Origin of the sequence: Microbispora sp. NPDC046973 (genome assembly GCF_040644495.1) — a bacterium.
GTDB lineage: Bacteria > Actinomycetota > Actinomycetes > Streptosporangiales > Streptosporangiaceae > Microbispora.
The window spans coordinates 23,971-36,882 of the sequence record NZ_JBEYWQ010000051.1 but is presented as its reverse complement, the minus strand read 5'-3'; the positions used below and the strand labels follow the sequence as shown (position 1 = coordinate 36,882).

At 73.5% G+C, this 12,912-nt stretch carries 13 protein-coding genes; 7 read left to right on the top strand and 6 right to left on the bottom strand.

Annotation, left to right across the window (positions count from 1 at the left end; all coding sequences use genetic code 11):
• Positions 1 to 128: 128 nt before the first annotated feature.
• Complete coding sequence (locus ABZ860_RS41015) at positions 129 to 788, bottom strand: TetR family transcriptional regulator (RefSeq protein ID WP_357231613.1); 660 nt, start codon at positions 786 to 788, stop codon at positions 129 to 131.
• A 162-nt stretch (positions 789 to 950) separates the two neighbouring features.
• On the opposite strand from ABZ860_RS41015, the gene ABZ860_RS41010 reads away from it, so the two are divergent.
• The gene (locus ABZ860_RS41010; protein ID WP_357231610.1) at positions 951 to 1,304 is read left to right on the top strand and encodes a hypothetical protein; all 354 of its coding nucleotides are present in this window, start codon (positions 951 to 953) and stop codon (positions 1,302 to 1,304) included.
• Here the strand turns inward: ABZ860_RS41010 and ABZ860_RS41005 are convergent.
• Positions 1,253 to 1,660: a nuclear transport factor 2 family protein gene (locus ABZ860_RS41005; RefSeq protein WP_357231607.1), complete on the bottom strand. Its 408-nt coding sequence runs from the start codon at positions 1,658 to 1,660 to the stop codon at positions 1,253 to 1,255. The two genes, ABZ860_RS41010 and ABZ860_RS41005, sit on opposite strands and share 52 nt — an antisense overlap.
• 129 nt (positions 1,661 to 1,789) lie before the next feature.
• Here ABZ860_RS41005 and ABZ860_RS41000 point away from each other — a divergent pair, with 129 nt between their 5' ends.
• Positions 1,790 to 2,413: a TetR family transcriptional regulator gene (locus ABZ860_RS41000; protein ID WP_357231604.1), complete on the top strand. Its 624-nt coding sequence runs from the start codon at positions 1,790 to 1,792 to the stop codon at positions 2,411 to 2,413.
• 195 nt (positions 2,414 to 2,608) lie between these two features.
• A complete protein-coding gene (locus ABZ860_RS40995) occupies positions 2,609 to 3,472 on the top strand; it encodes a pentapeptide repeat-containing protein (protein ID WP_357231620.1) in 864 nt (287 codons plus the stop codon).
• Positions 3,473 to 3,532: 60 nt separating this feature from the next.
• On the opposite strand, the gene ABZ860_RS40990 is transcribed toward ABZ860_RS40995, so the two are convergent.
• Positions 3,533 to 5,518 carry an AfsR/SARP family transcriptional regulator gene (locus ABZ860_RS40990; protein ID WP_357231601.1) on the bottom strand — a complete coding sequence of 662 codons (1,986 nt, stop codon included), beginning with the start codon at positions 5,516 to 5,518 and terminating at the stop codon, positions 3,533 to 3,535.
• A 125-nt stretch (positions 5,519 to 5,643) separates the two neighbouring features.
• Here ABZ860_RS40990 and ABZ860_RS40985 point away from each other — a divergent pair, with 125 nt between their 5' ends.
• Positions 5,644 to 6,522, top strand: a complete 879-nt coding sequence (locus ABZ860_RS40985) for an alpha/beta fold hydrolase (protein WP_357231598.1) — start codon at positions 5,644 to 5,646, stop codon at positions 6,520 to 6,522.
• Here ABZ860_RS40985 and ABZ860_RS40980 read toward each other — a convergent pair whose 3' ends face one another.
• Positions 6,523 to 7,830: a tetratricopeptide repeat protein gene (locus ABZ860_RS40980; RefSeq protein ID WP_357231595.1), complete on the bottom strand. Its 1,308-nt coding sequence runs from the start codon at positions 7,828 to 7,830 to the stop codon at positions 6,523 to 6,525.
• Positions 7,831 to 8,016: 186 nt separating this feature from the next.
• Between ABZ860_RS40980 and ABZ860_RS40975 the strand changes: the two genes are divergently transcribed.
• The gene (locus ABZ860_RS40975) at positions 8,017 to 8,466 is read left to right on the top strand and encodes a VOC family protein (protein ID WP_357231592.1); all 450 of its coding nucleotides are present in this window, start codon (positions 8,017 to 8,019) and stop codon (positions 8,464 to 8,466) included.
• A gap of 147 nt (positions 8,467 to 8,613) precedes the next feature.
• On the opposite strand, the gene ABZ860_RS40970 is transcribed toward ABZ860_RS40975, so the two are convergent.
• Positions 8,614 to 10,164, bottom strand: a complete 1,551-nt coding sequence (locus ABZ860_RS40970) for an alpha/beta fold hydrolase (RefSeq protein WP_357231589.1) — start codon at positions 10,162 to 10,164, stop codon at positions 8,614 to 8,616.
• 297 nt (positions 10,165 to 10,461) lie between these two features.
• Between ABZ860_RS40970 and ABZ860_RS40965 the strand changes: the two genes are divergently transcribed.
• Complete coding sequence (locus ABZ860_RS40965) at positions 10,462 to 10,875, top strand: YciI family protein (RefSeq protein ID WP_357231617.1); 414 nt, start codon at positions 10,462 to 10,464, stop codon at positions 10,873 to 10,875.
• Positions 10,872 to 12,116 carry a sigma-70 family RNA polymerase sigma factor gene (locus tag ABZ860_RS40960; protein WP_357231586.1) on the top strand — a complete coding sequence of 415 codons (1,245 nt, stop codon included), beginning with the start codon at positions 10,872 to 10,874 and terminating at the stop codon, positions 12,114 to 12,116. Before ABZ860_RS40965 ends, ABZ860_RS40960 begins: the two co-directional genes overlap by 4 nt.
• A 22-nt stretch (positions 12,117 to 12,138) precedes the next feature.
• Here ABZ860_RS40960 and ABZ860_RS40955 read toward each other — a convergent pair whose 3' ends face one another.
• Positions 12,139 to 12,828, bottom strand: a complete 690-nt coding sequence (locus ABZ860_RS40955; protein ID WP_357231583.1) for a hemerythrin domain-containing protein — start codon at positions 12,826 to 12,828, stop codon at positions 12,139 to 12,141.
• Positions 12,829 to 12,912: the final 84 nt, after the last annotated feature.

Genomic DNA, 12,912 nt, shown 5'->3' with positions numbered 1-12,912 from the left:
TTGTCGCCGCTGTCGTGTAGCGCGCTTGGGCCGAGCGCAGAAACGGCATCGGTCTCACCATTTTCCTGCCGCACCCGTGGACGGTCGGCACCGCCAAGGGGCGAGTGGACGATTTCGTCCACTTTGGGCTAGTCGGCCGAGTGTGTCAAATCGGCGGCAGGGTCTCTGACCTGGGCTTTCACGTGGTTCAGTGCCATGTCGAGGGCGAGCGCGAAGGGCCGGTCGTCCTGCATGGTCTCGGCGAGCAGGTAGCCGCCCTGCAGGGCGGCGATGACCGCGACGGCGAGTTCTCCGGGGTCGGCGCCGGGGTCGAGCTCGCCGCTGTCCCGCATGCGGGACAGGCCGGCGGCGAGCAGGCCCTGCCACCTGGCGAAGACGGCGGCCAGGGACTGACGGGAGTCGTCGCTGCGGCAGGAGAGCTCGTTGGCCAGCGCCCCGATGGGGCATTTGTAGGGTTCGCCGCGCTCCCGAAGACCCGTCACCAGCGAGTCGCGCCACCTTTCGAGGTCCCGCATCGAGCGCACCTGGTCGAGTTGCGGCTTCTGGGACACGACCATGCGGTGCTCCCGCATCGCGATCACCTGGGTGATCAGTGCTTCCTTGTCCGGGAAGTAGTGATAGAGCTGCGACTTGCTGATGGCGCACACGTCCACCACCTGGTCGAGGGTCGTCGCCGCCACCCCCTGCCGGAGCATGAGGTCCGCGGCGGTGGCGACGATGCGCTCGCGAGTGGCCGCACCGCGCGCGGTGAGCCTCGGCGATTCCTTCCTCGGCCCTCGATCGGTCATGTGACAACCCTGCCTTCGGGTGCGGCGGCCCCTCCGGAGCCATGCCGGAGGAACAGCCTTGACAACTCCGGCATACCACCACAAACTGGACGAAATCGTCCAGTCCTCCGACCGGACGTGGGCCTGGTCGGGGAGCGTTCCGCCGGGCACGATTTTGACGCGATGCTCGTGGCCATGGAGAAGCTCGGCGTGCTCCTCGCCGCCGAGCAGGCCGCCGAGCTGCGCGGCCCCGACGGCGTTCGCCTGGAGTCGCTCACCGGGCTGGAACGGGTGGGCTTCCCCGCGCTCCGGCAGCCCCGCCTGGTTCGACGAGCTGACCGCGATCCCGTGCAGCCACGGCCTGGACCTCGGCCCCGCCGCCCCCGAGGGTCGGGCCGTCCGGGGGCCGGTCGCGTCACGGGCCGGCCGCCGGACCGGGAACGGCACGCGGCCGTCCGCGGCCGGACCGGCCGGTCCCTGACGGGTCAGGCGGCGTACGCCTCGCTGATCGCGTGGCTGTCCTCATGCATGCGATAACCGGCGATCTTGCCGTCGGCGACGGTGAAGTGCAGGGCGAACTCGTTGAGGAACGACCTGCCGGTCGACAGCACGCGGAAGCGGCTGCGGCCGGTCGTCACCGCGTGCCCGCCCTCGACGAGGGTGGTGTCGATCGTGAACTCCTCGGGAGTGAGCTCGGTGCCGAGCAGCGTGAAGAACTCGGCGATCTCGTCCCTGCCGGAGCGCGCCCCCGTCCAGGGCACCTTCGGGTCGCCCGGGACGAGGAAGTCCACCTGGTCGGCGAACAGGTCGAGCAGCCCTGGCATGTCACCGGCGGCGAAGCGGGCGAAGAAGGCGTCGACGACCTCGCGGGTGGTCGAGGGTGTGGCGGTCATGCCGTTTTCCCATCTGTCGTGGTGGCGTGGAGCGAGGCCGGCCGGCAAATCTCCAACTGGTCGGTTGGAGTATGGCACGGGTGCTGCGTAAATCCAACTGACGAGTTGGAGTTGTGTAGGCTGCCGGTCATGGCATGGGACACCGCCAGGACGAAACGGCTGCTGCTGGAGGCGGCGGTCGAGGAGTTCGCCGAGCACGGCCCGCAGGGTGCGCGGGTGGACCGCGTCGCCGCGCGTGCGGGGGTGAACAAGGAGCGCATCTACCAGTACTTCGGCGGGAAGCGGCAGCTGTTCACCGCCGTCCTGGAGGCCGAGCTGGCCAGGGTGGCGGCCGCCGTCCCCCTCACTCCCGAGCAGATGGCCGACCTGGGCGAGTACGCCGGGCGCGTGTTCGACTACCACTGCGCCCACCCGCACTTCCTACGCCTGCTCGCCTGGGAGGGGCTGGAGGACGGCCGGACGGGCGTGGCCGCCGAAGACGAACGGGCCGCCCACTACGCCGGCAAGGTCGCCGCCTTCGCCGCCGCGCGGGAGAACGGCCTCCTCACGGCCGAGGTCGAGCCCGCACACCTGGTCTACGCGGTGTACGCACTGGCGACCTGGTGGTTCACCGCTCCCCAGGTCGTACGCATGATCATGGCCGGGGCCGAAGGCGACAGCCCGGCCGCGCGGCGCGCCGGGCTGGTCCGGATGGTTCGTCACCTCACCGCCTCCGCCGCGGACCGATGCGGGAACGGGAGCGCGCACGCGTGAGCCGCCGACCCCCGGCGGAGGCCGGGCACCCGGTGCTCGTCCGGTGGGATACGTTCTAGCTGGGCGCCGGGACGGCCAGCGACCCGGCGGCGCCGCCCGAGCACGAGGAGACCAGGCACGTTGCCCCACACGCACGACCACGGGGACGCCCGCGCGGACGATCCGGCAGGCTCCGGCCCCGGCAGGCGGACCGACCTGCGGGCCGACTGCGCGAACTGCTTCGGGCTGTGCTGCGTCGCGCTGCCCTTCGCCGCCTCGGCCGACTTCGCGATCAGCAAGGACGCCGGGCGGGCGTGCCCCAACCTGCGCGACGACTTCCGCTGCGGCATCCACGCGCGTCTGCGGGAGAGCGGCTTTCCCGGCTGCACCGTCTACGACTGCTTCGGCGCGGGGCAGAAGGTCTCGCAGGTCACCTTCGGTCGCAGCTGGCGGGACGAACCGGGGACCGCGGCGCGGATGTTCGAGGTCTTCCCCGTCGTACGGCACCTGCACGAGTTGCTGTGGTACCTGGACGAGGCGATGTCCCTGCCGGCGGCCGGCCCGATCCACGCCGAGTTGCGCGGCGCGTACGAGGAGACCGAACGCCTGACCTTGGGCACCCCCGACGACCTGCTGGGCGTGGACGTCGCCGCCCACCGCGAGAAGGTCAACGTGCTGCTGCTGCGGACGAGCGAGCTGGTGCGTGCGTCGGCCGGGGGCCGCGCTCCCGACCGCAGAGGAGCCGACCTCATCGGCGCCCGGCTGAGGAAGGCCGACCTGCGCGGAGCCAACCTGAGGGGCGCCTATCTCATCGGGGCGGACCTGCGCGGGGCCGATCTGCGCGGCGCGGACCTCATCGGGGCGGACCTGCGCGGAGCCGACCTCGGCGGCGCCGACCTCACGGGGAGCGTCTTCCTCACCCAGGCCCAGGTGAACGCGGCCAGGGGAGACGACGCCACGAAGCTGCCCCCGGCCCTCACCCGCCCGGCGCACTGGTCGGGACCGCAGGCCCGCCCGGCCCCGGCCCCCGCCGCCGACCGAGGCGCCGGCCGCCGGCCGGGCCCCCGCCGCCGGCGCTGAAAGGAAATCCGTCGGCCGATCCCAGGGCGCCGATGCCGGCGCGGCCGATCGTGTGGCCGATCAACGCGGCGGAGAAGCCCGGATGACGGCGGCGAGGTCCTCCAGGTGCGCGGCGACCGGGCCGAGCGTCAGCACGCTGCTGCCCGCCCCGGCCAGCTCGCCCGCGGCGGGCAGCAGCGCGGCGTAGGCGCGTTCCATCGTCGTGCGGTCGCCGAGTGCGAGGGCCGCCCGGGCGGCGAGGCACCACAGGGCCTCCGTCAGCAGGTCGTGCGGCGGCTCGGGCAGGGCGCGCAGCGCCGCCGCCGCCTCGTCGCGGCGGTCGCGCGCCAGCAGCACCAGGGGCCGGGCCCACGGCGCGTACGGTCCCCAGTCGATGGGTTCGCCGGTGGGTTCGACGCCGGGCGGGGACTGCCCGTGCCGAAGGCGCAGGCACAGCAGCGCGAGCGGCAGCAGGCCGCGCTCCATGCCGGGCATGCCGGCGCCGTCCAGCCGGGCGGCGGCGTTCCGATAGGCGGCCTCGGCCTCCTCCGCCGTCGCCCGGCCCGTCGCGTCCAGGCGCAGCGCCCGATACCACCCGGTGAACACACCCGCCAGGGGCCGCTCGTGCCGTACGGCCAGGCGGTCGGCCTCGGCGGCGTGGGCGTCGGCGGCCGTGAAGTCCGCGAGCGCCGACCTGGCCTGCATCCGGATGAGGTGCCCGAGCATCTCGAAGGTGACCAGGCCGTGCGGGGCGGACAGCTCCACCAGTTCGGCGCCGATCTCGTCGCGGCGGGCGGCCAGGCCCGTGCGGTGGAAGGTCTGCATGAACAGGCCGCCCAGCGCGAACGCGAGCAGCGCGGGGTCGTTGAGACGACGGGCGATCTCCTCGGCCTGCCGCGCCGCCCGAGGCCCGCAGCCGGAGCGGTCGCCGCGCGACTCCAGCGCGATCGTGGCCAGCAGACGGGCCCGGGCCGCCTCGTGACCGGGGACCAGTGCGGCCAGCGTGCGCCCGGCCGCCGCCACGATGCGCGCCGCCTGCCCGGGGTCGTCGGACCTGGTCCAGATGGCGGGGACGTCGAAGGCGCCGATCACCCGGGCGGTCAGCTCCGCGTCGCCGAGTTCCTCGGCCGCCTCGACGGCGGCCACGCGGTGCTCGCGCGCCGCCTGCAGGCCGCCGCCCCCGGTCACGGCGAGATCGCGCAGCAGTCCCGCCGTCGACTCCAGGCGGGCCCGTGCCCCGGAGGCGACGGCCCGGTCGTAGGCGGCGGTCGCCTGGGCCCACACCCGCTCGGCCGCGCCGTGCGCCGAGGAGTCGAGGTGGTCGGCCTGGCGCAGGATGTCGGCCTCCAGGCGGCGCAGCTCCGGGCCCGGGTCCACTCCCAGCTCGTCGGCCAGCAGCGCCCGCGCCCGGCGCAGCACGGCGAGCGCGTCGCCCTGCCGCCCGCTGCGGTAGAGCGCGAGCGCGAGCAGCCGCCAGGCCTCCTCCCGCCAGGGGTGCCCGGCCGCGTGCGCGTCCAGGTCGGGCACCGCCTCGGCCGCCCGCCCCAGGGCGAGCCGCATCTCCGCGTGACGCTCGACCGCGTGCAGCCGGAGCTCGGCCAGACGGGAGCGCTCGGCGCGGGCCCAGTCCTGGTCGGCGAACTCCGCGTAGGCGGGGCCGCGCCACCACCCCAGCGCCTCCTCCAGCCGTCCGAGCCCGTCCTCGGGGGACAGGTCCGCGGCGACGCCCACCGCGTGTTCGAAGCGCCAGGCGTCCACCGCCCTGGCGCCTGCCCGCAGCGCGTACCCCGGTCCCTCGGTGACCAGCAGGCGCGCGGGGGTGCGGGGCCGCCGATCGGGTTCGAGCGCGCGGCGCAGCGCCGCCACGAACGTCCGCACGGCCCCGACCGCGCCCGCCGGCGGATCGTCCCACAGGTCGTCGATCAGGCGGGTGACCGGGACGACGCGGCCGCGGGCGACGATCAGCCGGGCCAGCACCGCCCGGTGCCGCGGCCCCTTCAGGGCGATCGCGCCGCCGGTGCCGTCCCAGGCCGTCACCGGCCCCAGCACTCCGAACGCGACTCCCACCCTGCCGCCCCCTCTCCGCGCGAACCCCCAGCTCAAGGCACCTGCCACGGTAGCGCGCTGACCGGATGCTCATTCACGTCCGGCAGCCTGAGGGCATCTGATCCCGCACAGAAAGGGGGCGCGTCATGGCGCCTGTCCTTCCCGGTTTCGACTACCTTCGCGTGCCGGTCGCCGACGGTGTGTCGCTGAACGCGGCCGTCGGCGGGTCGGGGAGCCCGATCGTGCTGCTGCACGGCTTCCCCCAGACCCACCTGATGTGGCGGCACGTCGCCGCCGACCTGGCCGCCGGCCACACCGTGATCTGTCCCGACCTGCGCGGCTACGGCGCCAGCGACAAGCCGGCCGAGGCCGGTCGCGAGACCTACTCCAAGCGCACGATGGCCGCCGACGTCGTCGCCCTGGCGCGGGCGCTGGGACACGAGCGGTTCGCGCTGGCCGGGCACGACCGCGGCGCGCTGGTCGCCTTCCGCGCCGGGCTCGACCACCCGGCGGCGATCAGCCACCTGGCCTGCCTCGACGTGCTGCCCACGCTGGACATGTGGGAGGTGATGCACGGCGCGGGGGCCGCCGTCGGATTCCACCTGTACCTGATGGCCCAGCCGCCCGGCCTGCCCGAACGGATGATCGGTGCGAGCGCGGACGCCTTCTTCGGCCACTTCCTCGACGTCTGGACCCTCGACCGGGGGGCGATCCCCGCCGACGTACGCGCCGCCTACCTGGACGCCTGCCGTACGGCGGTGCCCTCGATCATCGCGGACTACCGTGCGTCGGCGGGGATCGACGTGGACCACGACCGGGCGGACCGGGAGGCGGGGAACCGGCTGCGGATGCCGGTGACCGTGCTCCAGCAGGACTGGGGGGCCGCCCTCGGGTACGACGCCGAGGCGCTGTGGGGTGCCTGGGCGCCCGACCTGGTGCACACCACGGTCACAAGCGGGCACTTCATGGCCGAGGAGGACCCGGCCGGCGTCGCCGCGGCCCTGCGCGCCCTCCTCGCCCGCTGATCAAATGGCCTTGCCGCGGGCGATGTAGAGGTTCATGTCGGTGAAGTCGAGAGTGACGTTGTAGGGCTTGTAGAAGCAGTGGAAGAAGGCGGTCGGCACGTCGAACCCCAAGGCGGCGAGCTCGGCCCCTGGGTGGTTCTCGCAGTAGATCTCCTTGGCGGTGGCGTCGCCGAGGCGGATCTCCTTCGGGTAGCAGGGGTAGGTGACGGCCGGGTGGCTGTGGGCGAAGGTCCCGATCGGGCGGTCGTAGTCGGTGCGGATCCCCAACCGCTTGGCGGTGTCGCCGAACACGACCGCGGCCATCTCGCCCCTTCCGCCGAAGTTCACGCCCACCACCCCTGTGGCGGAGCCGGCGGCGCCGGCGATGCTGCCCCTGCTGTGCAGGTATTGCTCACGGGCCAGCCACAGCGGCAGAGGTTCGGCGCCGGCCCGTGCGGCGGCGGCGCGTGCATTCCTGGCCGTTTCGGGGGTCCGGCGGCGCAGGATCAGCGACCGCCCCGCGTAGTCGAAGGTGGTCAGCAGATGGTAGAAGACCCACGTGCCGATCAGGCCGTCGCTGTCCGTGTCGACATCCTCGCCCGACTCCCTCGACGACCAGCCCACGGGGACGTTGCGCAGTTCGATGCCGCCCAGCGTGAAGGAGTCCAGCACCCCGTAGAACGCCCATATGGTGTCGTTCTCGTACTCGATCTTCTGACTGGCGACGGGGCTCAGCCCGGCCTCCTTGGCCACCGACGCGCGCATGCTCAGGCTCGGGGCGCCGGTGTAGAACGTGAAGCGCTTCGGTGGCCCGCCGTTGACCGAGGCCTCCACCAGCGGAATCGGGTCCATCTGCTGGAATGGCACATGCGCGATGTCGCCGTGGATCTGGTACGGCTCTCCGCTGACCGCCGCGAACCACTTGGCGTAGCCGTCCTCGCCGGCTGCTTGCCAGCGTGGTGCGGAGAGGGAGAATTTGTCCTGCCGGATGTAACAGTCGGCCAGGAAATAGTTGGCGTCCTTGTCGCCCGGCGCCAGCTCGATCGCCATCTTGAGGTATTTCTCGGCGTCAGGGAACTTGTTGGCCAGTAGCGCCACATAGCCGCGTCGTCGGGCCGCGTGCAGGTTCGCCGGGTCCTTTTTCAGAATCTCCTCGTACGCGCGGCCGGCCTGCTCGAACTTCCCGGCCTTGAACAGAGCGTCCGCTTCGCCGCTGCCGGCCAGCGCCCTGGCCGCCCCGCCGAACAGCGGCGCCGTCGCGGCCGCACCGGCCAGCACCGCGGCGCCCCGCAACACCGAACGCCGGTCCCATTCCCCGTCATTCGCCAATGCCTTCTCCTTTTCGCGATCGCCTTCGCCGGAACTCTCACGCCGACCCGATAACTGTCGGCCGGTCGTGTCCCCGCCTCGTCCGCGCCGTGTCATGGTCGTGTCACGGCCGCGAGCGACGACGGCCCAGGAGCCGTTCGGGCCGTGAGCCGACGATTGTCGGACGGGTCCGGCAGGATGGCCGCCATGGTCTCTTATCAGCTGGTCGTCGACTGTGCGGCACCCGAGCGGATGGCCCGGTTCTGGGCGGGCGCGCTGCGGTACACGGTGGAGCCGCCGCCGGGTGGATTCGACACGTGGCGGGATTACTGGCGCAGTGTCGGAGTGCCGGAGGACGAGCTCGGCGAGGGGGACGGCAGCGACAGCATCGTCGATCCCGAGGGATACGGGCCGAGGATCTGGTTCCAGCAGGTGCCTGAGGGCAAGGTGGTCAAGAACCGGTTCCACCTGGATGTGAAGGTGGGCGGCAAGCGGGAGGACGTACCGCTGGAGACCCGCAAAGCGCGGGTGGATGCCGAGGTGGAGCGGCTTGTCCAGGCGGGGGCGTCCGTCGTGCGGGTGCTGTCGCAGCCCGGGGTCGATCACTATGCGGTGGCGATGGTGGATCCCGAGGGGAACGAGTTCGACGTGGTCTAGCGCCGTTTCCGCACGTCATGACGGCTATCCCGCGTCTGCGCAGCCTCCGCCGCACCTCAGCTCGGGTCCCTCTGGGTGCAGCAGCAGCACTCGACCGGCGCCCGAGTGCCGCCGGCGTCACCGTGGGTTCGCGGGTGTTTCCAGAGGTCAACAGGCGACGTCGGCGGGCGGGAGCGTCCCGATGGTGAGGAAGGCGTCGACCTGGCCGTTGAGGCAGGCGTCGCCGAAGGCGGGGTACGGCGCATGGGTGTGCGCGTCGATGGTGACCAGGCGCGAGCCTGGGATGCCCGCGGCCACGGCGCGGCTGCTGGCCACCGGCGCCGCCACGTCCCGCAGCGCGGCGGTCACCAGGACCCCGGGCGTCCGGCCGGCGGGCAGCCGCACCGGCTCGTCCGCGATCCGGGGCCAGAAGGCGCACGGCGTGATGTTGGCGTTGGCCGGGCCGAACAGCGGATATCGCGCGCTGTAGGAGTCGAGATCACGCTGGTAGTCGCGGAGGTCACGCGGCCAGGGGCCGTCCCCGCACCGGTAGGCCATGTTGGTCGCCGTGTGGTTGTCGGCCGGGACGCCGGGCACCCCCACGGGCGGCAGCGGGCGGACGGGGAACGGCACGAAGGGCTCCCGCCCGGCGGCGATGTCGGCGAACGCCGCGGCGACCAGCCCGAAGGAGCGCTCGTCGTAGATGCCCGCCACGAGCAGCGTCCCCAGTTCGCCCGACGTCCAGGCGTGACCCGCGACGACGATCGGAGCCGTCGCAGCGCGCCGGATCAGCCCCGCGACGGCGTCGGTGACCTCCCGCGCCGTGCCGCCGAGGCCGTACACGGCGTCGCGCCCGGCCGTCCAGGCGGCGAAGGCGGCCGTCCCGGCCTCGAACGCCGGGGTGCGGTCCAGTTCGTACGGCCGCCACGCGATGTCCGGGTTCACCGGGCTGTCCAGCACGAACCTGTCCACCCTGCCGGGGAACAAGGCGGCATAGACCGCCCCGAGCATCCCCGCGTACGATCCGCCGAGGTAGGAGATCTTCTCCTCGCCGAGCGCGGCTCGGATGATGTCCATGTCCCTGGCGGCGTTCGCCGTGGTGGCGTGCGGCAGGGCCCACCCCGAGGCGCGGACGCAGTCGCGGGCGTACGCGCGGGCCTCGGCCGCGTCGGCCGGGAAGCTTCCGGGGGAGGCGGTGCGGACCCGGTAGCCGCCGGGCTCCTCCACCGCCTGCCCGCAGCCGATGGGCGTGCTCCGTTCGACGAACCGGATGTCGAAGCCGATCAGGTCGTAGCGCGCCCGCACCTCGGGGGACAGCAGGGGGGCCAGGCTCGACGGCAGCGGCACGCCCGGCCCGCCGGGGCCGCCTCCGGTGGTGAGCAGGACGCCGCGGCGCCGGCCCGGGTCGGTCGCGGGCAGCCGCGAGATCGCGATCGTGATCGTCCGGCCGCGCGGGTGGCGGTGGTCCAGCGGCACGGTGACCTCCGCGCAGCGCAGTGCGGGGTCGTCGACGCCCGCGCAGTCGCCCCAGCGCAGGTCCCTCGCCGGATGCCGGCGCGGCTCCTGCCGGGAATCCTGCTGAGGCCTCTGCGGGGGATTCTGCTGCGGGTTCCGGCTGGAGGAGAGGGCCGCCGCAGGCGGCGCCACGAGCGCCGGAGAGAGCAGCACGATCGATGCCGCGACGGCCGCGATCCGCGCCGCGCCTGCCCAGTACGTCATGCCGCACACACTGATCAACGAGAGCCGCGCGCGCCAACGGTTCACCCCTGCGTACCGCCCGGCGGGAGAGTGCGCGCTGCTCCGGGGCAGGGCCCTCCTGCCCGCGCGTGAAACTTTCCCGGCGTTCCCTCCGCTTGACCGCGCTTGACCGCGCTTGACAGTGCCCGCGGCCGCTCCGGCACAGTGGCCGGACGGTCTTTCGTGCTCACGGGGTGTCCGGATCCGGGGGCCGGCTTCGACGTCCTTGGTGAAGCGGTGCGGAAGACGCCCGCTGGAGAGGAACGAACCGTGAAATACATGATCATGCTGTACGGCTCGCAGCAGGACTACGACGTCCTGTCGGGACGGCCGGGCCGCGGGCCCGCCTGGTCGGCCGAGGACGTCGCGGCCATGCACGCGTTTATGACGGAGTGGAACGACGACCTGGTGAAGTCGGGGGAGTTCGTCGACGCCCAGGGCCTGACCGCTCCCGTCCACGCCCGCAGGGTCCGGCTGCGTGAGGGCGTCCCCGTCGTCACCGACGGCCCCTACGCCGAGACCGAGGAGGTCCTGGCCGGCTACACGATCGTCGAGTGCGACAGCTTCGACCGGGCGACGCAGATCGCCGCGCGCCTGGCGCACACCCCGCATCCCGAGGGCGCGGCCCCGGCGCACGAGTGGTACGTGGACGTGCGTCCGATCGCCGGGTCGCAGGCCGAGCTGGAGCTGTGACGACGCCTCGCGGCGAGGCCGAGGACCTGCTGCGCGCCCTTGCGCCGCGGGTCCTCGGCGCGGTCGTGCGACGATACGGCCACTTCGACACCGCCGAGGACGCCGTGCAGGAGGCGCTGCTCGCCGCCGCCGTCCGCTGGCCGGAGGACGGACTGCCGGACAACCCGCTGGGCTGGCTCGTCACCGTCGCCGCCCGCAGGCTCACCGACCTGCTGCGCGCCGAGCAGGCCAGGCGCGAGCGGGAGGAGGCCGCCGGCAGGCGGGCGCTTCCCGAGTGGAGGCTCGCGCCCGCCGCGGACGCGTCCACGGCGGAATCCGACGACACGCTGATCCTGCTGTTCATGTGCTGCCACCCCGCGCTGTCCCCCGCCTCGCAGATCGCTCTCACCCTCCGCGCGGTCGGCGGCCTGACCACCGCGCAGATCGCCAGGGCGTTCCTGGTGCCGGAGGCGACCATGACCCGGCGCATCACCCGGGCCAAGCAGAGCATCAGGGACAGCGGCCTCCCGTTCGGCATGCCCGTGGGAGCCGACCGCGAGGCGCGGCTGCGCGCCGTCCTCCACGTGCTCTACCTGGTCTTCACCGAGGGGTACGCCGGGGAGGCCGGGCCCCGCCGGGAGGACCTGACGGCCGAGGCGATCCGGCTGGCCCGCATCGTCCACCGGCTGCTGCCGGACGACGGCGAGGCGGCCGGGCTGCTCGCGCTCATGCTGCTCACCGATGCCCGCCGCGCCGCGCGCACCGCCCCGGACGGCACGCCGATCCCGATGGCCGAGCAGGACCGGACGCTGTGGGACGCCGCCCGCATCGCCGAGGGCGTGGCGCTGGTCGACGCGGCCCTGTCGCGGGGTAGGCCCGGGCCGTACCAGGTCCAGGCGGCGATCGCCGCCCTGCACGACGAGGCGCCGAGCGCGGAGGCGACCGACTGGCCGCAGATCGCCGCGCTGTACGAGGTGCTGACGGGGATGTCGGACAACCCCGTGACATCGCTGAACCAGGCGGTCGCGGTGGCGATGAGCCGGGGCCCGCGGGCGGGGCTGGACCTGCTCGACGGGCTGGAGGACGACGAACGGCTCGCCCGCGACCACCGCCTGCCCGCGGTGCGCGCGCACCTGCTGGAGATGGCCGGGCGGCGGGCGGCGGCACGCGAGGCCTACCTGGTGGCGGCCCGGCGGGCGGCGAGCCTGCCGCGCCGGCGCTACCTCAACGCTCGCGCCGCCCGCCTGGGTGACGACGCATGACGAGCCGGCCGGGGTGCGTGCATCACCTGTCGGGAGTGAAGCGGGACAGGTCGTAGATGCCGAGCGCCTTCTCGATGTCGGCGACCTGGTCGACCACGCCTTCGAAACCGCGCGGCCCGAAACGCCGGTGCTCTTCGTCCTCGAAGAGCTCGGCCAGGCGGAGGAACTCCTTGGCGGGCACGACCTCGCGGAATGCGGGGAACACCACCGTGTCCTCCCGCGCCTCGTGCGGCTCGTACATGCGGACGAACGCCGCCATGTCGGCGACCAGGGTGTGGGCGGCCCTGGCTCCCGTGGTGTGCCGGGTGGCGGCGAGGACGCGCCCGGTCAGCTCGCGTCCTCGGCGGTGTTGCAGCAGCAGGACCGAGACGGTGCCGGTGAGCCTGCCGGCCTCGCGCAGCCGGGGGAAGACGTACTCCTCCTCCAGATGCTCGTGGTAGTCCTCGATGAAGCCGCGGATGATGCGGGCGGCGGCGTTCAGCGGCTGCGCGGGCGTCCGCTCGCCGCCCTCGATGCGCCGGATGCCCTCCCGGTAGACGAGCAGGAGCCGCTTCAGCACGCCGTGCTCGCGCATGAGGTCCTCGGGCGGAGTCACCTCCGCCTCCTGCGCGGCCGCCGCGGGGGCCGTGACGGTCACCGCCCCCGCGAGGGCGGCGGCGGACAGGCCGAGCAGGTCGCGGCGGCGCACCGCCGGTGAATCACGATCGTCCACGCCGTCTCCGTCCTCGCCCGGTCGTCGGGTTCCGCCCGCGTGCTCGCGTGCGATCGGAGGCTCCCCGGCACGGCCGGACGCCAC